A 23488-nucleotide genomic window follows, 5' to 3' on the forward strand; every position below is an offset into this window, starting at 1 on the left:
CGTTATGACGATCGCAACCAGTAACCGACTTCTACCCCTGCTGGCCGGCGGCGTACTGCTGATGCTGGTGTTCGTTACCCTGAAATCCTGTACCGGTGAACCAGATGTGCAGCTGACGATGGACGCGGTTCCCCAAGCCTCGAGTCCTGATGCGGACACACCGGCGGATACCATCAAAACGCTGACGGCCAACGTCGCGGCCATGACCGCTGAGGTCAAGGCGCTGCGCCAGGACAACACGGCACTGCGCAGTGAAAATAGGGAACTGTTGTCCAGCCGTACCCAAATAGAGAATAACGTTACCACCCGCGTAACTCGTGAACTCTTGTCCCGAGAAAAGGATCAGGCAGCGAGCCAGCGGCTGGATTCCGGTGTGCTCTCCTCATTGACCGCGCGGGTGGATGCCTTGTCCCAATCCTATTCTCAGATCAACTTGACCCCATCCGGCAGCGACATCCCGGTGGGCCTGGGGCTCGATGGGTTAGGCGCAGATCCTGCCGACAGCTTGATCTGGATCGAACCGCTGGAACGTACGCAAGACGATACCCCGGCATTGAACGGCAGTGGTCTGCTGCACAAGACCGGTCAATCCACGGGCAGGATGCTGGACACAGCCCGGGAGCAAACCAGTAACATCGCCCAGCAGATCAACAGTGTCGATCCGGTCTACACTGTCCCCCGCAACGCCACGCTGATAGGCTCGACCGCGATGACCGCCTTGGTTGGCCGGGTCCCCGTGCAGGGGCAGGTGCGCGACCCCATGCCGTTCAAGGTGATCACGGGCGCGGATAACCTGGCCGCAAACGGGCTGACGATACCCGGTATTCAGGGCATGGTCTGGAGCGGCACGGCGATTGGTGACTGGACCCTCTCCTGTGTCACCGGCCGTCTCGACTCGGTCACTTTCGTATTCGATGACGGGACGATTCGAACCATTTCCAGCGACGACCGCAGAGGCCAGGCCAGTGGCCAGTCGGGCGGTGCGGATAAACCTCTGGGCTGGATCTCGGACCAACAGGGGATCCCCTGCATCAGCGGGGAGCGAAAGACCAACGCGCCTGCGTTTTTGACGCAACGCATCGGGGTCATGGCCATCCAGGCGGCCGCACAGGCTGCAGCTGCCGCAGAAACCACGTCGGTGGTCAGCGATGCCGGCGGGGTGACCAGCAATGTCACCGGTGACGCCGGAAACTACGTGCTTGGCAAAACAATCGCCGGCGGCAGTGACGAGGTCGGCAAGTGGCTGATGGAACGCCAGTCCCAGAGTTTCGATGCGGTCTTCGTGCCGGCCGGTATCCGCATTGCCATCCACGTCGATCATGAACTCCCGATCGATCTCGATACCACCGGCAGGAGACTGACGCATGCAAAACCCGTTGATCCTCATATCCGCACTCGGCTTGATTAGCCTGGCAGGGTGCGCCAGCACCAAGGAGGCGGTGCTGCCTCAGGATGGCCCTTCAATGAAGGCGATCTATCAGGGGCATATCCAGGAGATGAATGCCCAAGACCCGCTGTCCATACGCCAGGAGCTGGGGAGTCGCCCCATCCTGACCGGCGACACATCACTGCATGGATATACCCGCGATGCGGCCAACGAGATAGATGCCATCTTCCCAAGGCTCCCGAACCCCACCCTGGTGATGTACGTGTTTCCTCATCTGGCAGGCGAGGAGCCGGTGTCGGTGCCGGGTTATGCCACCGTCTTCCCGATGTATGAGCGCACCGAGTACGCGCTGCCGGGTGAAGTGCCGGCTCGGCCGGAACGGTAGGGCATACGGATCATGTGGAAACGGTTATCACAAAACGCAGTGAATGAATCCGTAATACAGGCAGAAGCCCCCGTGACCCAGACAATGGTCAAGCGCTTGTATGAGCGTCCGCCATCCTTCACCGGTCTCCTGCCTTGGGTCGAGTACGACCCCGAGAGCCGAACCTTTCTGCTGGAAGACGGTATCAGCCTGGGTGCCCTGTTTGAGTTGACACCGGCCGGTACTGAGGCACGCACGCCCGAGTTCATGACCCAGTTACGCGATGCGATCCAAACTGCGCTGACAGATGCCATCCCCGAAGAAGACGATGCCCCCTGGGTGCTGCAGGTCTACGTGCAGGACGAACCCAGTCTGCAGGGGTTTCAGAAAGAGGTTGCAGACTACCCGCAACCGAGTGCAAAGAAGACGCCATTCACACGACACTTCCAGACAATGTTTTCACAGCACCTTGCCCGGATTACGCAGCCCGGCGGCCTGTTCGAAGACAAGGCCGTAACCGGAACCCACTGGCGGGGACAGGTGCGCCGCGTGCGCGCTACGCTCTATCGTCGATTGAAACCCAGGGGCAAGTTGCCATCGGCAATCGAGGTGGAGGAGGCGCTGAACGATGTCGCGATCAAATGGGTTGCCGCGCTGGCTTCGGCCGGGATCCGCGCTCGGCGCGGAACCGGAAAAGACCTCTACGAGTGGCTTCTCAAGTGGTTCAACCCAGCACCTGCGATTGCCGGTGGTGATCCCGACAAGTTAATGGAGATCGCCCCCTATCCCGGGGACGAAGATCTTTGCTTCGGCTACGATCTGGCCGAACGTCTCACCTTGACAATGCCGAAATCGGATAACATATCGGCTACCTGGTGGTTCGATAACCTGCCCCACAGCATCGTCACGGTTCAGGGGTTGCGCCGGGCACCCGAGGTGGGGCACATAACAGCGGAACGCCAGGCCGGAGATCACGTCTTCTCCCTCTTCGACCGACTGCCCGAGCACACCGTGATGGTGATGACCCTGACTGTCAAACCACAAGATTTCACGCGTAACCACATCGCACAGGTCAAGCGGGCCGCAGTGGGCGATTCCGCCGAAGCTGAACTTACCCGCGAAGATGCCGAAGCGGTAGAGCGGGAGATGGCGCGAGGCAACAAGCTCTATCCGCTGAGCATCGCTTTCTATGTCCGGGGCAATGATTTGAAATCCCTGCGCGCCAACATCAACCAGCTGAATGCACTGCTGCTGCCCAATGGACTGCAGCCGATCCTGCAGGAGGCGGATCTGCTGACCTTGGACAGCTACATCCGCAACCTGCCGATGGCCTATGACCAGTCAATGGACAAGATCAATCGGCGATCGCGACTGGTATTTTCCAGCCACACCGCGAATCTACTGCCGCTGTATGGGCGTTCGAAGGGGACCGGGCACCCCGGCCTGGTCTTCTTCAATCGGGGGGCCGAGCCGCTGGTATTCGATCCGCTGCATCACGAGGACCGAAAGAAGAACGCCCACATGCTCATTTTGGGGCCCACCGGCGCGGGCAAGTCGGCGCTGCTGGTCTATCTGTTGCAGCAGATGGCTGCGATGTACCGCCCGCGCATCTTCATCATCGAGGCCGGGGGCTCATTCTCTCTGCTTGGACAGGACTTTCAGGCGAACGGGCTCTCGGTCAACCAAGTCACGCTCAATCCGAACGTGGATGTGAGTCTGCCGCCGTTTGCCGATGCCCTGCGCATGCTGGAGAAGGAGAGTCGTCTGCGAATCAGCATCGATCCCGATACGCTGGACGATGACGAAACCGACGAAGAGGGCACCGGCAGGGATATCCTCGGCGAGATGGAGATCGCGGCGCGCATCATGATCACCGGTGGTGACGAGCGCGAAGACGCGCGCATGACACGAGCCGACCGGCTGTTGATCCGTAACGCGATTTTTCTGGCCGCCAAAACGGTCAAAGAGAGCGAACGCACCCAGGTGATCACCGAAGATGTGGTGGCAGCGCTGCATGCGATTGGGCGGGATCAGACTCTACCCGAGTCCCGACGTAACCGGGCCATGGAGATGGGGGATGGCATGGCGCTGTTCTGTTCCGGTCTCGCCGGCTACTTCTTCAACCGGCCGGGTACGCCCTGGCCGGAGTCCGATGTCACCATTCTGGAGATGGGCATACTGGCCCGGGAGGGCTACGAGGATCAGCTCACCGTCGCCTACATTTCCATGATGAGCCACATCAACGATCTGGTGGAGCGGCATCAGCATGATGCCCGGCCGACACTGGTGATTACCGATGAGGGCCACATCATCACCACCAACCCGTTGCTGGCTCGCTATGTGGTTAAGATCACCAAGATGTGGCGCAAGCTCGGCGCCTGGTTCTGGATCGCCACTCAGAACCTGGAAGATTTCCCAGACGCCAGCCGCAAGATGCTCAACATGATGGAGTGGTGGTTGTGTCTGGTCATGCCCAAGGAGGAGGTCGAACAGATCGCACGGTTCAAGGATCTGACGGATGTACAGCGCAACCTGTTACTGTCCGCACGAAAAGAGCCGGGTAAATATGTGGAAGGGGTGGTGCTCTCCGATAACCTCGAAGCTCTGTTTCGCAATGTCCCGCCGCCGTTATCCCTGGCACTGGCGATGACCGAGAAGCATGAGAAGGCGGCGCGGGCGGAGATCATGCGGGAGCGGGGGTGTTCCGAGCTGGAGGCAGTGTATGTGATGGCGGAGCGTATCGCAGAACATCGGAATGCCTGATCGCTGATAGGCGGGATTTTAAACTCTGTAGGAGGGCAGGGATGGGCATTGGGTGTTCGTCTATATAGATGGTATCTGCTGCAAACCGATGATGGTCTCTCTATCATAGGCCCGATGAACCTCGTCTTAATCATAGCCGCTGTTGCCATCACGCTGATCGGGCTCTTTCCCATCATTCTGCACCGGGTCTACCGGGCACCCAGGCGGGTTGAAACCACCACGCCGGCGAGCCACTCGCTGCCCTTCAGCATGCACTACCTGCCCGGACCGAAAGGAAAACGGCTCTATTCCTGGCTGATTCCGGGAGAGCTCGAATTGTGTACTGTCATCCTGGTTCATGGCTGGGGGGCGAACGCACAAATGATGCTCCCGCTGGCACGATGCTTTCATCGGGCCGGTATGAACGTGCTGCTCTATGATGCGCGTAATCACGGTAAGAGTGATCGGGACAGCTTCTCCTCGCTGCCGCGTTTCGCCGAGGATCTGGGTTGCGCCATTGAATGGGCAAAACAACGTGACGCCGGTCAGAAGATCGTGCTGTTTGGACATTCGATCGGTGCGGCAGCCGCCATGCTGGCCGCGTCACACAGAACCGACATTGATCTGGTGATCGGACTGTCTGGATTTGCGCATCCCAATCTCGTCATGAACCGGCATCTGGACCGTCCCTGGCTTCCCAAGGTGTTAAGACCCCTGATCATGAATTACATCCAGTGGGTTATCGGATATAGGTTTGAGGAGATCGCTCCCATGAACCGCATCCGGTATATTCGATGTCCCGTCCTGCTGGTGCATGGGACAGAAGACGCGGTTGTGCCGATTAGCGATATGCATCTGATCGAGCAGAATGCGCTGCCGGAAAATCCCGTTCAACTCATTGAGATCGAGGGTGCCGGCCACAACTCGGTTGAACAGTTTCAGCAGCATGCAGACGATCTGATCGATTGGGTTCACGAACACCTTAACCGCGTGCCGCCTGTTTAACCGGCTCAAATAAACCAAGACAACTGGTGATTGGTTTTTCTCTGTAACGACTTTTCGGCCTGGTGCACACTCCAGGCCATGATCCGCATCCTCTTCATCATGCTCATGTTGGCAGCCGTCCTCGGCTTTAACCGGACGCATGCAGCATCCGCCAATCAGAATACATTATGGGTAGAGATTTTCACCACAGCGGACAGAGAGGTACAGTGGGAACGCGAAGCTGAAACCGGGGCTGTACGGAACATTGATCTTCAGTTCTATGTGCTGGACGGCATTCAGCAGTTTGAGACACAACTTTCGAACAACCTCTCCACCGATCCGGATCTATCCAAACAGATCGCTTTACAACGCATCCAGCAGTTGGACGAACAGACGATGGCAGCGGTTCAGAATGCAGCTGTCGGTCTGGCAAAATCCATGCAATACGGTATCGATCGTTATCCAGCTATCCTGTTTGATGGCGAGGCAGTGGTCTACGGTCTGACCGATCTGAATATCGCGCTCGATCACTACCGGACATGGCAGGCGGGAGCCCGGCCATGAAAGCACCATGCACCTTCGGTTTCCTGTTGGCGGCCGTACTCCTTTTACCCATACCCGGAAATACCGGCACCATCACAACCCCCGGCATCGTCGCCAAGACGACAGCCGCTGCGCTCTCCTGCATGCGCTGGATGCCGATCGGTATGTGTTTCTGGCTACGCTGTTCCTGGTCCGGTTGCCGGGTCAGAACATCGATCAAGGTGGGTCACTACAATCCGGATCTGGTGGTCAGCAGCTACAACGAACTGGGCGGAAACCCCTGGGTGGAGATTCGGGCGACACTCGGTCTCGCACAGAAGACGGCTGCAACAGGTCTGCTGGGTGCACTGCTGCCGGTTCCTATCGACAGCGCAGGTAATCGCACGGAAGGGAGTGCGAATAAACGCGACCACAAGAACCTGGTTTTTCGCGAGGCCGATGCCATCGGCCATCCGCTCAGCTCCCTCTCCGGCATCGCTGCCGGGGTGGGGATGTTGTGCCAGTCCCAGACGGCTTCTTTCTTTCCCTATTTCATGTCGGGGCTCGATGCCCTGTCCTGGCGCCAGGAGGTCCCGGAGATTTTCTACCCGGCGAGTCTACTGCCGGGACTGCGCGAGATCGGTACCTGGCCCCTGCAGACCTGGGGCAGTGTGCACCCTCGTACTGGATGGACTACCCAGGCGGAGGAGCCCAAGGCGGCCGCCATCAATGCCCAGCGGGCCGGAGATATCGTCACCCGTGCCGGACAGCCGCATGTCTATGTGTCGCTCTCCAGCGCCTCTTATATGCACAACGACATTATCAGCCTCATCGATAACTGGGTAGACGATGGTCTCGGAGGAATGACCAACCAATGGTTTCCTTCGTTTTCCGGTCAGAGGGTCTGGCCGCCCGGCCCATTGGTGGAGAAGGACCGGAGCACCGGTACCTGGCAGATGTTGGTTCCTCGCACGGAGACCAGTTGCAATGTGTTTGGCAACAACGATCTTGCGAGTCTCACCGGTTGGGGCGGTGGGCGCGTCGACAGTGCAGGGGACTACGCCTGGAACCTCTGGCGGCCCTACCAATGCTGCCGCCGTCGCGGCCAATGGTTCCTGTTCGACATTGACTGGTTCTCCTATCCGCCATGAAACCTAAATTGCGCTTTTCATCTTCACAGACCCATGTTTCTGCCTGGTTGCTCATCTCGATACTTGTATGGAGCAGTACAGGCACGGCTGCCCAAGCGCCGACCGAGGACAGTCTCTGGTATTACGAGATTGGTGGAGCGGAACCCGTGTCCGTGCCGGCCAACCCTTCGGTGGTGTCTGTCGCCCTGGGTGGTTCGGCTCAGCTGGGTCTTGGCTACAGCTGCGGCAAGTTCGACCCGGTGGCAGCAGTCAGCAATACGTTGAATGACATCGGCGCCGGTGTCGACAATATGGTGAGTGCGATGACCGCGGCCGCCAGTGCGGCGATCGCAGCCCTTCCGGCACTGATTCTGCAGCGCGCCAATCCAGGTCTCTATGACATGTTTCAAAATGCCTTGCTCCAGGCCCAGGAGACCATGCAACTGGCCACCAAGTCCTGCGAGCAGATGGAGGCCGAGATCGCCCAGGGCAAGAACCCCTATGCCGACCTGATCACCTTGTCGAAAGGCAATGACTGGAAAGTTCAAATGGGAATTGGTGGCAACGATGCGGTGACCGCAAAGAGATCGGTCGAGACCTCGAACGGCGACAGCGGTATTCCGTGGGTTGGTGGCCAGGCGGGTGGGGCAGGACAGCCGACTCTCCAGTTCACCGGGGATATCGTCAAGGCCGGTTACAACATCAACATGAACCGGCCGATTACCGCGGCGGGTCCGGTCCCTCCGGCATCGGCAACCCGGCTCTCCGAAGTCTGGAATACGCCCGTGGATGCCCGTAACTGGGTCGTGGAGGTTGTGGGCGAAAATATCGTCACCACCTGCGATACCTGCCGCAAGGACAGCATTCCCGGGACCGGCCTGTTGCCCAAGCTGCACCAGGAGGCAGCCACCGTAACGGTGGATCTGCAGAGTCTGGTCAGCGGAGCGACATCACCGACACTGGCCAACTTGGACAAGATCACCGCCCCCGGTGTGGCCATTACCCGGCAGGTGATCGAGGCGATCCGCGAGATGCCGGTCACCGAGCAGGGTCTGATCATGGGCAGGCTGGTCTCTGAGATCAGCACCGCGCGCACGGTTGAAAAGGCGCTGTTTGCTCGGCGCCTGCTGCTGACCGGGCGGCAGGTACCGGAAGTGTATGCCACCGAGGTGGCGCGCGAGCATGCCGATACCTCCATTACGGAACTGGACAAGGAGATCGAGAACTTGCTGTTCGAGACGCGGGTGCGTAAAGAAGTTGTTTCCAATACCCTGACCACACTGCTGCAGCGTGCCGCGGCTAAGCGCCAGGCCTCTCTGAATGTTCCCCAAGTGTCACCTTTGGATTCCAGGCCACTGAGCAACGGCCGTGTTCAATAAAGTGCCATCCTTGCGCAGGCGTTGGTTTGTCGGCTTGTCGCTCATCACTGTCGGTCTGATCTTTGCTATGGGTGCGCTTCTCTGGCAGGTGGCGGAACTCTCGTCTCTCTCTGCTATATCGGAACAGGTTACACGCTTGAAACCTTTTGCCGGTGTCACCCGACTCCTACTCATCGCAATGCTGGCGGTCCTCTGGCCTAGACTGGTTGATCTGACAGTCCGCGCTGGGCGAGTTGATCCGACAGAACGATCCCAACTACTCGCACTTCGTTGGCGTGTTGTCGCCTGGCTGCTGATCATCGAACTGATGATCGGTCAGGATCTCTTCGGCCGGTTTTTCCTGGCAACCAGCGGGCCTGTCGCATGACACTCGACAGCTATCTCGAACTCTTCACGACCCTGTTTGGCTGGGCCTTCTACGGGGTGCTGTGGGATGTCTTGGTCGGAACCGGCATCGTCTACCTTCCGTTTCTGGGCATACTCATCGACAACTGGCGTGAGCCGGCACAGGGCGGTGAGTTCGGAACGGTCACCGGCCTTTCGCTGCGGCGGATGGAGATCGATCTCTTCATTGCACTGCTGGTCGTGGTGCTGGCCGGACAACCGGCTGCGTTGACACCATTGAATGCCGGCACACTCAGCTATACGCCACCTCCAACATTGAATAACCCGGCGCCGGCGACAGCCACCGTAGCTGCGCCGCAGAGTACCTATGGTACAACCGGATTCAACGGCTCGCCCGCGACGGTGAATATCCCTGTCTGGTGGTACGCCGTGCTTGCCATGACCTCCGGCTTCAACCACGCGGCTATCGAAGGAATGCCCGCCGCCAGCGACATGCGCACGTTCGAGCAGCAGGCAAGGCTGGCCACCATTGCGGATCCGCGTCTCCGGCAGGAGATGAGTGAATTCTTCAGTCAGTGCTATATCCCGGCGCGCTCCAAGTACCAGGCAGAGCAGCCAAATGCCGCTGCCGTCAGTGCACTGCTGACCACCTATGGTCCGGACGATCCCGACTGGATGGGATCTCACGTTTACCGGGATACCTCGGGCTACTACGATACCTTGCGTCCCACAAACCAGATTCCGGGCTGGGCCTACAATGCGGCTCGGGACACCGAATACGACCCGGCTACTCCACCCGCCTGGGGGAAACCCACCTGCAAACAGTGGTGGGAAAGTGGTGCCATCGGTTTGCGCAAGAAGCTGATCGATGAGGCCGATGCTACCTCCGCCGGTTTCTCTGGCCTCGTCGTTGCGGTTGCACCTGCCCTGGCGGGGGAGAAGCAGAACGACGCGGTCGCGAGGACTGTGCTGACGAATTCACCACCCTCCTGGTCGAACAACGACCTGGTGGCCAACAACACAGGCAGTACCGGACTGCTGAGCACCGCGGAGAACATCGTAAAAGGCGGCCTGGCCGCTGGGGGTGTGCTCACAGCCTCGGCCCTGTTCTCCGTGACCATCACAGCCGTCCTGCAGGCGCTGCCGATGGTACAGGCAATGCTGCTGCTGGGAATCTATGCCCTGTTGCCCATGGTCGTCGTGCTGTCGCGGTACTCCCTCTCCATGATGGTGGTCGGCGCTATGGCCATCTTTACCGTCAAATTCTGGAGCGTGCTCTGGTACCTCGCCATGTGGGTCGATCAGAACCTGATCCACTCCATGTACCCGGACGTGAACATCTTTCTGCAGATCTTCGCCAACCCAGGGGAACACGATACCAAGCGGATGTTGCTTAATATGATTACGACCAGCCTTTATCTCGGCTTGCCGTTGCTGTGGAGTGGGATGATGGCTTGGGTGGGGATATCAATTGGTCGATCAATTACCTCCGCAACATCCCCGCTTTCTCAAACGGCAAGTGATGCGGGGAGGCAGGGGGGAGCGATCGGAAAGTCAATGACTAATAAGGGAATCAGGCGGTGACCAAAAACTACATATCTTCTTCGTACCAGCCATTTGGATCTGTTCCTGCGTCCAGCTTATGGGTTCGGAAGTTGTATTCACCGATCAATCCTACGTCTCGCATTGGTTGATCATTATGTTCATCCAGGATTTCATCGGATGTGTCAGCACTTGCGGCTAAGAAGCCCATCAGGCCTGCAGTAATTTTGGCTAGGCTGCCAGTGACTGCTTTAGCGAGTCGACCCAACTGAAAGAGGTAACCGTTAACACCAAGCCTACGAATAGCCTTGATACTGTACCTCAACAATGCAACGAGAAGCCCTATAAGGCTCACTGTGAGTAATAAGAATGGGTTCAATAAAATATTCATTTCAATGAGACCTCGCCGGACTCGTTTCTGTCAATGACCTACAGGTTCGAGTTTCCTCAAAACTCCCCATCCCGAACCAGATTACCCTTGCCGACTATCTTGACGATCTTTGGTTGAACCGGATCGTTGTCCGGCAGGACTCCCTTACCTTTCTCGATGATCTTTGCGGCGACGCTGGTCAACCTGCTCAACGTGTCAGAGCCAGGCAGCGCCTTACCATCATCATAATAGTCAAACCAGGGTAACCCAGCGCTGGTGTAATCGCTGGCGGTCGGCGGTTTGTGCGGTGGTCGATGCCCGGTGATTGCCTGGTACTGCTCGCTGTTGGCCAGGTGAATGAAGCATCGGTAGCCGTGGTCCCGGTCCCATGCATCTATACCGTACTCGTCTTCATAAATCTCCTGCCGCATCAAGCCACCGGGAGCCAGTCCCATATCTGGCACAGCCGATTCGCATACGCAGAACTGGATATCCAGATCATCAATAGCAGGTCTCTTTGCCTGCTCACGACACAGTTCCACGTACACTTCGTGCTTCATCGGATAGACGATGATCTGAAGGCCGCCGTGTTCGGCCTTGCCGGTAATCTGCTCTTCGGCGGTGAAACCCTCGCCCAGGGGCATGGCGATGAACTGCCGAATGAAATCTTCCGAGACGTTGAAACCATCCAGCCAGGGCTGTTCCGGGATGACTGCATAATCCTGCGGGTCGTTGGAAAGACCATTGCTCCATGTTTTCCCGGAAACCGCATTAATCTTGCCGGCAGCGATCTTCACTGCACAGGGGTAGTCGCCGGAGAAATTGATCCATAATGCCTCGGACTGATACATGGGGATGAAGACACCACCATGTTCTTGCCAGCTATCGGGCAAGCTGTCCGCGAAATCGTCCACGTGCTCCACGGGAAATCGACCCAGACCCGGGGGGAGGGGATACTCCCGGTTATCATCAGGTATGCGTAAAGTACGCTGGAAGTCGATCTGGCAGATCGCGTTTTTATGAACCTCCGGAAACCGGAAAGTGAGTTGGTTGTTCTGTAGCTCGATCATGTTTTTACTCCCTCATTACCAGTCGCCATCACGCACATCCCGGGCGATACGCAGGATGGAGTTATCCGGCATCGTTTTGAGCTGGCGAATCAGATCGGCAAACAGCTGCGGCCGTTTGCGGATGATCTCCTGCAGATCCGATGACACCTTGCCGGCCATCGCCAGCAGCATATCCGCATCCTCATTCAGCTCATCCGCGAGTGCCCGGATTTTTGCCTCGGACGGCGGCGCCACGTCCCCGCGCTCGATCTTGCTGAGGTAGGCCGGCTCCACGCCGATACGTTGCGCCACCTGGCGCACCGAGAAGCGCCGGTCTTCGGCCTTGAGTGCTTCACGATGTTCACGGATGTATTCTCCAAATGTCATGTGTACTATATAGTACACAATTTAGCTCCTTGGCAAGAGATAGTCATGGATTTACGAGCTTAACGATGACTATTTGATCTCTTTTAACAACAGATAAATTATGCCGGCTAGTTTGCCGGCGAAACTTGAAAGTTTATTTAAGTGCGCTATAGTGTTTCACCATGGGCGCAATATCGAATCTGAATTTCGAAGCGGGGATCATTGGTTTGGCGGCAGGCCAGGCTATGGCGTGGGGATTTCGGTCGGGTGAACGGGGTACTCACACCAGCCGCACCATGATGCTCGATGAGCTGTCGCATTTACTGGAGACCGTGCCCGGTGACGTTTCTCGTGAGCAGTATGCTGAGGCGGTCATGGATTATAACTGCCTGGGCAAGCGCACGGCCGCGACGCGCAAGCTTTCCTTGCAGCGCCTCACTGAGCTTTACGCCCTCGAGCCTCAAGTGATTCTGTTCCGGGTGCTGAGGGATCTCTGGGGAAGAAACGAGACCAGCCGTCCGCTTCTGGCATTGTTGCTAGCCTTGGCAAGGGACCCCTTGCTCAGGACCACCGCCACTGCTGTTATCCGTACCCCCTATGGTCACGAGTTCGCCCGGCAGTCCATGAAGGATGCCCTTACTGCCGCTGTTGGTGATCGCCTGAATGAAGCAACTCTCGATAAGGTCGTGCGTAATTCATCTTCGTCGTGGACCCAGTCCGGGCATTTTCACGGTAGAGGGCGCAAGACCAGACAGAAAGTTGAGGCGACACCCGCCGCGACGGCATTCGCTCTACTGCTCGGATTTGCAGTGGGGCGGCGTGGACGTTTGCTGTTCGAAACGCCATGGGCCGCTGTCCTCGACGCCAATCCCGATGAGCTCATCGATATGGCGGTCGACGCCAAACGGTTAGGGCTGCTCGATCTCAAACAGTCCGGTTCGATGATCGATGTGTCATTTCCGATACTGCTTACAGATAAAGAAAGGGAGCTGATTCATGGGGCGCATCGACAGGCTGGCTGAGCGCTACAAGAGTTATATCTCTCTGCCGTGGCAGAAGGACCTGGCCGGCGCCCAGCGAGCCATCTTTGTCGTGTACGACAAGGCTGACGAACGCCGGTTACGGGCACGGAAAGACCTGTTCGCACTGTCAACGGCAGAAACAGGCCACGGGTGGCTCGAATGCGACTTAACGCAGGTCTTTGCCCAGTGGATGGCTGCAACGAATTATCGCGACAGCTACTTCGAGTCTCCGGAGGATCTGGAACTCAAGCTGGAGGACGATTTTCTCGAGCACGTGGCCGATCGCGTGAGAGAGGTGTTGAATGCACCGGAAGCCGATGAGAATTCGGTCGTCGGTGTCTTTGGCATTGCATCGCTGTTCGGATTTGTACGTGTGTCCGAGCTTATGAACGAGATAGAGCGGGATATCAAAGGCCGCGTGGTGGTGTTCTTCCCCGGTGAGTACGAAAACAGCAACTATCGGTTGCTGGACGCAAGGGATGGGTGGAACTACCTCGCAGTCCCGATCACCTTGCACGAAGATCGAGGAGTGTACGAGGTATGAAGAACCGGGATATCTACCAGAGGGACCCCGGCAAGATCACCTTGCTGAACAACGGCGTCGCAACCATGACCGACGCCCTCACCGACGATGAGCGCCGCACCCTACGGTTCGAGCTGGAACACTTCGTCTGCGAAGGGGAATACCAGCGGGGTCTTGTCCGCATCCTCGACTCCTACGTCAGCAATCAGGGACAACCCGAACAGCCGGCGGCCTGGGTTAGCGGCTTCTTCGGGAGTGGTAAGTCGCACCTGGCGAAGATGCTGCGCTTCCTGTGGACCGATTACACCTTCCCTGAGGATGGCGCCAGTGCGCGAGGCCTGGCGCGATTGCCAACCGATGTGCAGGATCTGTTGAAAGAGATAACGACGCTCGGAAAACGAGCACATGGATTGCATGCCGCTGCGGGGACGCTCGGCGCCGGTGCCGGTGACAGTGTTCGACTCGCTTTGCTGGGAATCGCATTCAAATCGGCAGAACTTCCCGAGAGCTACCCGCAGGCGCGTTTCTGCATCTGGCTGAGGAAAAACGATATCTACGACCAGGTCTGTGCCGCTGTCGAGGCGGATGGCCGGGATTTCCGCCGTGAGCTGAATGATATGTACGTCAGCCCGCTGATCGCCAAGGCCTTGCTGGCAGCCGACCCGAATTTCGCCACCAGCGAAAAAGAGGCCAGGGCAGCGCTCCGGGCGCAGTTCCCGAAACCCAAAGACATTACCACCGACGAGTTTGTTGCTGTCCTGCAGGAGACCCTCGCGCCCGATGGTGAGACGCCATGCGCGGTTATCATCCTTGACGAGGTGCAGCAGTACATCGGCGATGACACCAGCCGTTCGTACATCGTGCAGGAAGTGGTCGAGGCCTGCAGCAAGCGATTCGGCGACCGTCTTCTGTTCCTGGGAACCGGGCAAACGGCGCTGTCCGGAACACCTGCGCTGCAGCGCCTCCAGGGTCGGTTCACGGTCAACGTAGAACTTTCCGACACCGATGTCGAAACCGTCACGCGTCGCGTCGTGTTAGCGAAGCGACCGGACCGCGTTAACGACGTTAAATCGACAATGGATGGCAACGCCGGTGAACTGGATCGACATCTGGTCGGAACCAAGATTGGTCCGCGTAGTGAAGATAAATCCGTTCTGGTGGAAGACTATCCCCTGCTGCCTGTACGCCGCCGCTTCTGGGAGCATGCGCTGCGCGCAGTCGATCGGGCGGGTACCGCAGGGCAGCTGCGCACCCAGCTGCGTATTGTTTATGACGCCATCCGTCGCACGGCGGATGACCCGGTCGGCACGGTGGTGCCGGCGGACTTCCTGTTCGAGGAGATCTCGGCCAACCTGCTCCAATCCGGCGTGTTGCTGCGCGAGGTAAACGAGACGATCGTTGAGCAGGATGACGGCACGCCTGATGGACGGCTCAAATCACGTCTGTGTGCCCTGGTCTTCCTGATACGAAAGCTTCCTCGTGAGGCCGGCGTCGATATTGGCGTCAGAGCCACGGCGGATGCCTTGGCGGATCTGTTGGTCAAGGATCTGGCCAAGGATGGTGCCGCACTGCGGGGTCAGCTTCCCAAGCTGCTGGACGAGCTTGTTGCTGCGGGAACGCTGATGAAGCTCGATGACGAGTACAGCCTGCAGACCCGCGAGAGCAGCGAGTGGGAAGCGGAATTCCGCAACCGGCAAACCAAACTGGTTAACGACCCTACCCGGATGAGCAGCAAACGCGCCCAGCTGTTGGGCGCGGCGGTTCAGGATGCCATCGGGTCCGTGAAGCTCCTGCATGGCAAGTGCAAGGAGCCCAGAAAACTTGCCCTGCATTTCGGCTCAGAACCACCGCAGGGCACCGCCCATGAGATTCCGGTCTGGATTCGTGACGGCTGGGGCTCGGACGAGAAGAGCGTCATTGCCGATGCGCGTGCAGCAGGTCCCGACAGTCCCGTCATCCATGTGTTTGTGCCGAAATCGCGCGCAGACTCGCTGGCTCGGGTCGTCGCTGCGCAGAGCGCCGCGAAAGACACGCTCGAGTACAAAGGCGTGCCTTCAACTCCAGAGGGTATCGAGGCCCGGCAGGGAATGGAGACACGGCTGACCGAGGCAAGCAACAGTCTGCGGACCCTGGTTGCCGAAGTGGTCGACGGCGCGAAGGTCTACCAGGGGGGCGGCAGCGAGCGGCTGGAAGTGTCCCTGCTGGAGAAGGTCAGGGAGGCCGCCAACGCCTCACTGGATCGGCTTTTTTACGATTTCAAGGATTCCGATGACCATCGCTGGCCGAAGGTGATCGAGCGGGCACGCAAAGGTGCCGAGCATCCCCTGGAAGCGCTGGACTACAGCGGCAAGACCGAAGATCACCCGGTCTGTTCCGCCGTGCTCTCTTTCGTGGGTTCCGGCAAGAAGGGCAAAGACATTCGCTCTCACTTTTCGGATCCGCCTTACGGCTGGTCCCGAGACGCCGTTGACGCCGCTCTCATCAGCCTGTTCGGTACCGGGCATTTGCGCGCGACCACCAGCGGTACGCCATTCAAACCGGGTCAGCTCGATCAGGCGAAGGTGTCGAGCACCGACTTTCGGGTCGAAAGTGCCACCATTGATACCCGCCAGCGTCTCAAGGTACGCAAATTGTTTCAGACCGGAGCGATGGCCTGTAAGCCGAATGAAGAGGCTGCAGCTGCCGGAGAGTTTCTGAGCAAGCTGAGTGAACTTGCCCGCGGTGCCGGTGGAGAAGCGCCACTACCCGAACGTCCGGATACCAGTCACCTATTGGATCTTCAGTCGTTCGCCGGCAACGAGCAGTTGGTCGGCATCCTCAATCGTCACGATGAACTCCTGAAGAACATCGAAGATTGGACAAAAGCTCGGGATCTGGCCGAAAAACGACTACCCGCCTACAAGCGCCTGTTGTCCCTCGCGCGCCATGCCGAAGGGCTGGATTCGGCGAAAGAAACGCAACCACAGATTGAGGCCATTGCCGCAAATCGCAGCCTACTGGATTCGGCCGATCCGGTGCCCGATCTGGCCAAAACGCTGGCGGATGCCTTGCGTGCCGCGCTGGCAGGGGCAGAGAAGCACTATGCGGAGATTTTCGAACAAGAATCGACGCGATTGGAGGCCGCAGAGAGCTGGCAGAAGGTCGAGCAGACCGAGCGTGATCGGATCCTGAAAGGATTGAATATCGTCAAGGTCTCGAAGGGCGCAACGGGCACCGAGCAGGAGGTGCTCGATTCACTGGATCGAATCTCACTGGATGCCTGGAGGACCAAAACGGCTGCCTTACCGCAGCTATTCGCGGATGCCCGCATCCAGGCGGACAAGCTGGTGGAGCCCAAGACCCATCACGTCAAGCTGGGCAGCGCCACGCTGCGAACGCCCGAAGAGGTGCAGGCCTGGGTGAAAAAGACCGAGCAGGAGCTGCTTGAGCAACTCAAGCATGGACCCGTTGTGGTGTCATAGGGGCAGGGATGAAGACGCTATCAACAGAGTTCCGCCGACAACTCGAGCGAACGGTCGTTGCGGCCCGCGATATCGCCGAGGCCGGGGCGAAGGTGGCGCTCGAAGCGCTTGCCGTACAGCACCATGAACCCTATGGCCACATGGATGGGGCGCAACGCACCCTGCGCCGACGGCTCCGCGCCCATGCACGCCAGCTCGGCGACCGGCCGGATGCTCGCTCGGGTGGTCACGGTATTGACCACCTTGTTCACGAGTGCGCCTACGAGCACTGGCACGGCATGCTGTTTGCCCGGTTTCTTGCAGAGAACCACCTGCTGATCGAGCCCGAGATGGATGTCGCCATCACGCTGGATGAGTGCGAGGAGTTGGCGAAGGAAGCGGGTATAGACAAATGGGCACTGGCGGCTCGCTTTGCGCACCGCATGTTGCCGCAGGTGTTTCGGCCGGATCACCCCGTGTTCGTGGTTCAGTTTGCCCGCGAACACCGGCTGAAGCTAGAAAAGCTGGTCGAGGGGCTGTCGGCAGAGATGTTTCTGGCGACGGATGCACTTGGCTGGGTTTATCAATTCTGGCAGACGCGAAAGAAGGGCGACGTCAACGCCGCCGGAAACAAAATTGGTGCGGACGAACTGCCCGCGGTTACGCAGCTGTTCACCGAGGACTACATGGTGGACTTTCTGCTCGATAACACGCTTGGCGCATGGCACGCGGGTAGGGTTCTCGCCGCGAATCCAAAATTGGCCGATACCGCACAGAGCGAGGACGAACTTCGCCGAGCAGTGTCGCTGCCCCGCTGCCCGTGGGAATATCTCCGCTTCATCAAAGACCAGGGTGACAAGTGGGTGCCCGTTGCCGGCAAGTTTGACTGCTGGCCCAAAGCTGCGAGTGCTCTCAAGGTACTCGACCCATGCATGGGCAGTGGACACTTCCTGGTGGCGATGTTCGAGCGGCTTGTCGCGCTTCGGATGAATGAGGAAAGCCTAGATGAGCAGGAAGCGGTATCAGCGGTCATTCGCGACAACATTTACGGGCTGGAGCTTGACCCGCGCTGTACGCAGATAGCCGCGTTTAACGTGGCACTGGTGGCGTGGCGGCGAGTGGGCCACTGTGGGTTGCCTGCAATGAACCTGGCCTGCTCAGGCATCGCTCCCAATACACGTGAAACCGATTGGGTCGGGATTGCGGGTAACGACCAGAATCTTAAGCACGACATGGAACGTCTGTACCGTTTGTTCAAGAACGCGCCAGTATTGGGTAGCCTCATAAATCCACGTGTTGGTGAAGATGATCTTTTTGTGGCTGCGTACCATAAACTCCAGCCGCTACTGGAAAGCGTACTTGCGAAAGAGACGAATGACGACCCTGCGTTTGAGATGGCGGTTACCGCGAGCGGTCTGGCTAAGGCGGCTGAAATACTCGCGAGCCAGTTCACACTCGTCGCCACCAATGTGCCTTACCTGAAGGCGGAGAACCAAGGGCCGGAGCTAAAAGAGTTCATTGAGGTAAATTTCAATGATGCAAAAGCCGACCTCGCAACGGCGTTCGTTAGAAGATGGTTTTCAATCCGCTCGCAGAACGCTTGTCTTGCCGTTGTGTTGCCACAGAATTGGCTGTCACAGCCGAGATACTTGAAGTTTCGTGACGCCCTAATCGAAGCAGGAGGAATCAGCTGCATCGCGAGGCTCGGCCCGCGGGCTTTCCAATCAATAACAGGCGAAGTCGTAAACGTCCTTCTTGGCGTATTTGCTCCGCTGCAAGCAGGAACTCGTGCGTGGGGTCTCGACACGACAACCGAGAAGACTCCCGACTCAAAGAAAACAAAACTGCTCGAGGGGAGTTGGTCCGGGCTTCAACTGAGAGGTTCGGCGGGAGGGACACGAGATAATCGAATTTCCTTTTTAGATTCCGATGGTGAGGATTCGTTGGCCTCGATGGGGCGGACTTTCAAAGGCATTACCTCGAACGATGACCCGAGTTTTCTGCGGTGTTTTTGGGAGTTGGATCGCTGTCCGGCAAATTGGGAGTTCCACCTAACCGCTGTCGAAGGATCAGCTGTGTATGGTGGTCGCAGTAATCTCATCCTATTTGAGGGGGGAAGTGGGAGGATGCGGGCGCTCTCGGCAAGCCAATCTAAGGATCGGAAAAGAGACCTGCAAGGAAACCAGGCTTGGGGAAAGCGCGGAATAGCGATTTCGCTGATGGGCAGCTTTCCGGTTACGCCGTATTGTGGAGAAAAGTTCGACACAAACGTTGCTGTGTTTCTCCCCACTGATGCAGCACGCAATCCCGCGCTGTTTGCATATTTTTCCGACCCTGAGTTTGCCACAGATTTGAGGTCTGTGGATGGTGCATTAAAGCTAACCAATTCCTCGATTAAGGCAGTTTCCTTTGACCTTGTGCACTGGCAAGAGGTCGCAGCGGAGAAATATAGACACGGATTGCCGAAGCCGTTCTCCAGTAACCCGACGCAATGGCTGTTCAACGGCCATCCGGCCGGGGCAGATCAGCCTTTGCATGTGGCCGTGGCGCGCTTGCTCGGTTATCAGTGGCCGCGTCAGACCGGGTCAAGTTTTCCCGATTGCCCGGCACTCGGGCTGGATGGTCTGGAAAAGCTGGCGGATAGCGATGGGATTGTTTGTATTCCTGCCGTTCGCGGCGAGCGCCCTGCGCACGAGCAAGTGTTGCAGATGCTGCAGGCCGCCTATGCACCCTCACCCCCGGCCCCTCTCCCGGAAGGAGAGGGGGGATGGAATGACGGCATACTTGCGAAGCTGCTGGCCGATACAGGCAGTTCAAATCTCGATGACTGGCTGCGTGACGGATTCTTCGAACAGCACTGCAAGCTGTTCCACCACCGCCCCTTCATCTGGCACATCTGGGACGGTCGCAAGCGTGACGGCTTCCATGCCCTTGTCAACTATCACAAAATCGCCGGGAGCGATTTTGAACAGCCGCAGGCTGGCCCGAAGGGCGAATCCCAGGGACGGGGTTCGCACAAGCTCGCCGAAGGCGACGGCAAGGGCCGGCGCCTGCTGGAGTCCCTCACCTATAGTTACCTTGGCGACTGGATAACCCGGCAGCAGGATGGTGTGAAGCGCGCTGAAGATGGCGCTGAGGATCGTCTGGCCGCCGCGCTGGAGTTGCAGAAGCGCCTCGTCGCCATACTCGAAGGCGAACCGCCGTTTGACATCTTTGTCCGCTGGAAGCCAATTGAAGAACAGCCTATCGGCTGGGAGCCGGACATCAACGACGGCGTGCGCCTGAACATTCGCCCCTTCATGGCCCAGGACATCCCCGGCGGAAAGAAAGGTGCCGGCATCCTGCGGACGAAGCCGAACATCCACTGGAAGAAAGACCGCGGCAAAGAACCTTTGCGCGATCAGGCTCAGTTCCCCTGGTTCTGGAAGGACGGGAAGTTCACCGGCGAACGGGTTAACGACGTGCATCTGTCGAATGCGGAAAAGCAAATAGCCCGCGAGCGGGTGGAGGGTAAGTCATCATGACAAACAGTGTGCAACCAGACTGGCTCTGGCCAGGCTCCCGCTGGTGGAAGTTTGATTTCCATACCCATACGCCCGCGTCCACCGATACGCCTTGGGCGAAGCAGAACCTCGCGCTTTCACCGGAAGACTGGTTGCTAAAATATATGGCAGCCGGCGTCGACTGCGTCGCGGTGACCGACCATAACAGTGGCGCCTGGATCGATGGTCTCAAAGTTGCTTACGATCAGATGAAACAGCAGGCCGAGAACGGAACACCGCCCGGCGGCTTTTGCGAGATGACGCTGTTCCCGGGGGTGGAAATCTCCGTCAATGGCGGATTTCACCTGCTCGCCATCTTCGATCCATCGGCGACGACCAGCGACATCGATTCCTTGCTGGGCAAGGTTGACTACCAAGGCACAAAGGGCGATAGCGACGGGGTGACGCGCGCCAGCGCCATTCAAGTCGTGCAAGCCGTACTGGATGCCGGCGGCATCCCAATCCCGGCCCATGCTGATGATGGCGGCAAGGGGTTGCTTCGAGTCAATGCCGGGACGCGGGAGTGTGCTCTTGACGCCAACACGGTTCGCCAAGTTATGGATATGGAACATCTGTTGGCGGTGGAGTGGCTGGATAACACAGTGCCCACGCCGGCATGTGTAGAAAAGCAGACTGAGCGACTCGCACGAATCCTTGGCAGTGATTGCCACAGTTTTCAAGGCAATGCTGTACCCGGGTCTCGCTTTACCTGGATCAAGATGGCGATCCCCACCCTTGAAGGGCTGCGCCTCGCACTGCTGGATGGCAATGGCATCTCGGTCCGTCGGAGCGAGGAAGGGGCGTTTGAGCCGTTTCAGACGCCGGCGAACTTCATCACCAGCATTGAAGTCGAGTCCGCCCGCTTCATGGGTAACGGCACGGCTGAGCACATTGCATTCAGCCCCTACTACAATGCGCTGATTGGAGGGCGTGGAACGGGCAAATCTACTGTCGTCCACGCTTTCAGGCTCGCATACCGGCGAGATGAAGAGCTTCGGCGCTTAGGCGATAAATCGGAACCCTATCGCCGATTCAGCAGCTTTTCAGAGACAGTGAAAGGGCATGACGGCAATGGCGCGCTTCGCGAGAGCACTGAAATCCGCCTCCAGTTGATGCGCGATGGGGTTCTGAACCAGCTTCGTTGGCGTCAAAACGGTGCAGGTATTGTCGTTGAGGAACAAGGCGAAGACGGTGTTTGGCGTGCATCATCCAGCCAAACCGTCTCCGGCGAGCGTTTTCCAGTTCGCATCTTCTCTCAAGGGCAGATTGCGGCAATGGCGGGAGAGAGTCGCCAGGCCCTACTCGATGTTATCGATGAGGCTGCCGAGGTTGGTGATCTCCATCGTAACTTTGAAGAGGTGAAACGGTCCTATTTCTCGCAGCGAGCGCGGTTGCGTGAGTTGGACGGAAGACTGGACGGTAGATCCGAGCTGGAACGAAAGCTGGCCGATCTCAATCGCAAGATTGAAGCGCTTTCACAGTCCCATCATGCCGAGGTGTTGAAGGCCCATCAGCAGGGACTCAAACAGCAGCGTGAAGTAAATACCACCATCGAACAGTTGCAGGCCACACCTGATCGCATTGAGTCCCTGGCACAGGATCTACTGCTCGACGACTGGCCTGATGGCACCTTCAATGCGGAACAGGATGCGGACGCGCTTGCGTGGCGGGCCGAAGCAGAAGGGGCATTGCGAGAGGCCCGTGAGGCGCTTGCAATGGCTGCGCAAGCGCTGACTGCTAAGGTGCAGGCGCTCAACGAGGATCGACGCTTGGCAGATTGGCGGCAACGCGCGGGCAAAGCGCAGGCGGAGTATCAGGCATTGCAAGCCGCCCTTGCCGAGCAGGGCGTTATGGATCCGCAAGCCTTTGGTCGCCTGGTGCAAGAGCGCCAGCAGCTGGAGGGACAGTTGAAGCTGCTCGACCGGATTCAGCAGGACCGGGAGCAGTTGGAGGCCGAGAACGCGATCCAGTGGGTCCGAGTGCTTGATGCGCGTATCTCCATCACCACAAGGCGCTCGGAGTTTGTATCGACGACGTTGGAGGCCAATGCGTTCGTACGTATGGACGTGATTGGCTTCGGATTTGATGCGCGCAGTATTGAGCGCAATTTGCGCGATCTTCTGGATGTGCAGGACGACCGGTTTGAAAGCGATATCTTGCGGTTTGATGCTGGCGAGCCCGCAGGAGGGCTCGCACTTGATTTGGCTAGTGCCGTTGAACGTGCTGATGTTGTGGAAGACGTCAAGCGCCGACTGATCGAGCTGGATGTGGCTGGTGGTCACTTTAGAAATTACCTACAGCGTAAATTGGATAAGCCGGAATTCGCCGACCACATTCGTTGCTGGTTCCCCGATGATGATCTGCGCATTGAGTACAGCCGCTCAGGAGATGGCCGAGACTGGTCTGCCATTACGCAAGGCTCGCAGGGCCAGCGCTCGGCGGCGTTGCTGGCATTTCTGCTCGCGTTCGGTGACGAGCCGCTGATCCTCGATCAACCCGAGGACGATCTGGACAACCATCTGATCTATGAACTTATCGTCCGCCAGATCCGCGAGAACAAGCGTCGTCGGCAACTGATCATCGTGACGCATAACCCCAACGTTGTGGTGAACGGTGACGCAGAGATGGTGCACGCCTTTGATTTCCGTGGTGGTCAATGCCGCGTCATCGAGCAAGGGGCCTTGCAGGAGAAGGCGGTACGTGAAGAGGTCTGCCGCGTCATGGAGGGCGGTCGCGAGGCATTCTCGCGGCGCTGGGCGCGCTTGGGTCGGGAGGTCTGAC

General features: G+C 58.3%; 17 protein-coding genes. 14 read left to right on the forward strand and 3 right to left on the reverse strand.

Features of this window, described 5'->3' with window-relative positions:
• Positions 1–4 precede the first annotated feature (4 nt).
• The 9 genes from A3GO_RS21960 to A3GO_RS0100975 all read left to right on the forward strand — a co-directional run bounded on the left by A3GO_RS21960 (position 5) and on the right by A3GO_RS0100975 (position 10437).
• On the forward strand, positions 5–1408 hold the full coding sequence (locus A3GO_RS21960; RefSeq protein WP_051301698.1) for a TIGR03752 family integrating conjugative element protein: 1404 nt from the start codon (positions 5–7) through the stop codon (positions 1406–1408).
• A complete protein-coding gene (locus A3GO_RS0100940; RefSeq protein ID WP_037374366.1) occupies positions 1365–1772 on the forward strand; it encodes a TIGR03751 family conjugal transfer lipoprotein in 408 nt (135 codons plus the stop codon). Before A3GO_RS21960 ends, A3GO_RS0100940 begins: the two co-directional genes overlap by 44 nt.
• A gap of 84 nt (positions 1773–1856) precedes the next feature.
• The gene (locus A3GO_RS0100945) at positions 1857–4514 is read left to right on the forward strand and encodes a conjugative transfer ATPase (RefSeq protein WP_418064548.1); all 2658 of its coding nucleotides are present in this window, start codon (positions 1857–1859) and stop codon (positions 4512–4514) included.
• 114 nt (positions 4515–4628) lie between these two features.
• On the forward strand, positions 4629–5498 hold the full coding sequence (locus A3GO_RS21965) for an alpha/beta hydrolase (protein WP_037374367.1): 870 nt from the start codon (positions 4629–4631) through the stop codon (positions 5496–5498).
• A 78-nt stretch (positions 5499–5576) separates the two neighbouring features.
• Entirely contained in the window at positions 5577–6041 is a 465-nt protein-coding gene (locus A3GO_RS25080) for a TIGR03757 family integrating conjugative element protein (protein WP_051301699.1), read from the forward strand.
• Complete coding sequence (locus A3GO_RS0100960) at positions 6038–7150, forward strand: TIGR03756 family integrating conjugative element protein (RefSeq protein WP_029131806.1); 1113 nt, start codon at positions 6038–6040, stop codon at positions 7148–7150. The genes A3GO_RS25080 and A3GO_RS0100960 overlap by 4 nt, the downstream gene beginning before the upstream one ends.
• Positions 7147–8508, forward strand: a complete 1362-nt coding sequence (locus A3GO_RS0100965; RefSeq protein ID WP_051301701.1) for an integrating conjugative element protein — start codon at positions 7147–7149, stop codon at positions 8506–8508. The genes A3GO_RS0100960 and A3GO_RS0100965 overlap by 4 nt, the downstream gene beginning before the upstream one ends.
• The gene (locus A3GO_RS25085) at positions 8498–8875 is read left to right on the forward strand and encodes a hypothetical protein (RefSeq protein WP_211245076.1); all 378 of its coding nucleotides are present in this window, start codon (positions 8498–8500) and stop codon (positions 8873–8875) included. Before A3GO_RS0100965 ends, A3GO_RS25085 begins: the two co-directional genes overlap by 11 nt.
• Complete coding sequence (locus A3GO_RS0100975) at positions 8872–10437, forward strand: conjugal transfer protein TraG N-terminal domain-containing protein (protein WP_029131808.1); 1566 nt, start codon at positions 8872–8874, stop codon at positions 10435–10437. The genes A3GO_RS25085 and A3GO_RS0100975 overlap by 4 nt, the downstream gene beginning before the upstream one ends.
• Positions 10438–10444: 7 nt before the next feature.
• Here A3GO_RS0100975 and A3GO_RS0100980 read toward each other — a convergent pair whose 3' ends face one another.
• Genes A3GO_RS0100980 through A3GO_RS0100990 form a run of 3 tightly spaced genes read right to left on the reverse strand, consistent with a single transcriptional unit; the run spans position 10445 to position 12219 of the window.
• Entirely contained in the window at positions 10445–10786 is a 342-nt protein-coding gene (locus A3GO_RS0100980) for a hypothetical protein (RefSeq protein ID WP_029131809.1), read from the reverse strand.
• A 56-nt stretch (positions 10787–10842) separates the two neighbouring features.
• Positions 10843–11835, reverse strand: a complete 993-nt coding sequence (locus A3GO_RS0100985; RefSeq protein ID WP_029131810.1) for a hypothetical protein — start codon at positions 11833–11835, stop codon at positions 10843–10845.
• A 15-nt stretch (positions 11836–11850) separates the two neighbouring features.
• The gene (locus A3GO_RS0100990) at positions 11851–12219 is read right to left on the reverse strand and encodes a helix-turn-helix domain-containing protein (protein WP_245621632.1); all 369 of its coding nucleotides are present in this window, start codon (positions 12217–12219) and stop codon (positions 11851–11853) included.
• Between the two features lie 143 nt (positions 12220–12362).
• On the opposite strand from A3GO_RS0100990, the gene A3GO_RS21980 reads away from it, so the two are divergent.
• Genes A3GO_RS21980 through A3GO_RS0101015 form a run of 5 tightly spaced genes read left to right on the forward strand, consistent with a single transcriptional unit; the run spans position 12363 to position 23487 of the window.
• Positions 12363–13202, forward strand: coding sequence for a hypothetical protein (locus A3GO_RS21980; RefSeq protein ID WP_051301703.1), 840 nt, complete (start codon positions 12363–12365; stop codon positions 13200–13202).
• The gene (locus tag A3GO_RS0101000; protein ID WP_029131812.1) at positions 13177–13746 is read left to right on the forward strand and encodes a BREX protein BrxB domain-containing protein; all 570 of its coding nucleotides are present in this window, start codon (positions 13177–13179) and stop codon (positions 13744–13746) included. Before A3GO_RS21980 ends, A3GO_RS0101000 begins: the two co-directional genes overlap by 26 nt.
• The gene (brxC, locus tag A3GO_RS0101005; RefSeq protein WP_029131813.1) at positions 13743–17186 is read left to right on the forward strand and encodes a BREX system P-loop protein BrxC; all 3444 of its coding nucleotides are present in this window, start codon (positions 13743–13745) and stop codon (positions 17184–17186) included. Before A3GO_RS0101000 ends, brxC begins: the two co-directional genes overlap by 4 nt.
• Before the next feature lie 8 nt (positions 17187–17194).
• Positions 17195–20689, forward strand: coding sequence for an Eco57I restriction-modification methylase domain-containing protein (locus A3GO_RS0101010; RefSeq protein WP_029131814.1), 3495 nt, complete (start codon positions 17195–17197; stop codon positions 20687–20689).
• Positions 20686–23487, forward strand: coding sequence for a TrlF family AAA-like ATPase (locus tag A3GO_RS0101015; RefSeq protein ID WP_029131815.1), 2802 nt, complete (start codon positions 20686–20688; stop codon positions 23485–23487). The genes A3GO_RS0101010 and A3GO_RS0101015 overlap by 4 nt, the downstream gene beginning before the upstream one ends.
• The last annotated feature ends 1 nt before the right edge of the window (position 23488 follow it).

This window comes from Sedimenticola selenatireducens DSM 17993, from assembly GCF_000428045.1.
GTDB classification, from domain to species: domain Bacteria; phylum Pseudomonadota; class Gammaproteobacteria; order Chromatiales; family Chromatiaceae; genus Sedimenticola; species Sedimenticola selenatireducens.

Excerpts from the sequence above, each read along its gene's own strand:
- A3GO_RS21965 (WP_037374367.1), top strand. The coding sequence starts at position 4,629 with ATGAACCTCGTCTTAATCATAGCCGCTGTTGCCATCACGCTGATCGGG.
- brxC (WP_029131813.1), top strand. The coding sequence starts at position 13,743 with ATGAAGAACCGGGATATCTACCAGAGGGACCCCGGCAAGATCACCTTG.
- A3GO_RS0100975 (WP_029131808.1), top strand. The coding sequence starts at position 8,872 with ATGACACTCGACAGCTATCTCGAACTCTTCACGACCCTGTTTGGCTGG.
- A3GO_RS0101015 (WP_029131815.1), top strand. The coding sequence starts at position 20,686 with ATGACAAACAGTGTGCAACCAGACTGGCTCTGGCCAGGCTCCCGCTGG.
- A3GO_RS21960 (WP_051301698.1), top strand. The coding sequence starts at position 5 with ATGACGATCGCAACCAGTAACCGACTTCTACCCCTGCTGGCCGGCGGC.
- A3GO_RS25080 (WP_051301699.1), top strand. The coding sequence starts at position 5,577 with ATGATCCGCATCCTCTTCATCATGCTCATGTTGGCAGCCGTCCTCGGC.
- A3GO_RS0101000 (WP_029131812.1), top strand. The coding sequence starts at position 13,177 with ATGGGGCGCATCGACAGGCTGGCTGAGCGCTACAAGAGTTATATCTCT.
- A3GO_RS0100960 (WP_029131806.1), top strand. The coding sequence starts at position 6,038 with ATGAAAGCACCATGCACCTTCGGTTTCCTGTTGGCGGCCGTACTCCTT.
- A3GO_RS0101010 (WP_029131814.1), top strand. The coding sequence starts at position 17,195 with ATGAAGACGCTATCAACAGAGTTCCGCCGACAACTCGAGCGAACGGTC.
- A3GO_RS0100940 (WP_037374366.1), top strand. The coding sequence starts at position 1,365 with ATGCAAAACCCGTTGATCCTCATATCCGCACTCGGCTTGATTAGCCTG.
- A3GO_RS0100985 (WP_029131810.1), bottom strand. The coding sequence starts at position 11,835 with ATGATCGAGCTACAGAACAACCAACTCACTTTCCGGTTTCCGGAGGTT.
- A3GO_RS0100980 (WP_029131809.1), bottom strand. The coding sequence starts at position 10,786 with ATGAATATTTTATTGAACCCATTCTTATTACTCACAGTGAGCCTTATA.
- A3GO_RS0100965 (WP_051301701.1), top strand. The coding sequence starts at position 7,147 with ATGAAACCTAAATTGCGCTTTTCATCTTCACAGACCCATGTTTCTGCC.
- A3GO_RS0100945 (WP_418064548.1), top strand. The coding sequence starts at position 1,857 with ATGGTCAAGCGCTTGTATGAGCGTCCGCCATCCTTCACCGGTCTCCTG.
- A3GO_RS21980 (WP_051301703.1), top strand. The coding sequence starts at position 12,363 with ATGGGCGCAATATCGAATCTGAATTTCGAAGCGGGGATCATTGGTTTG.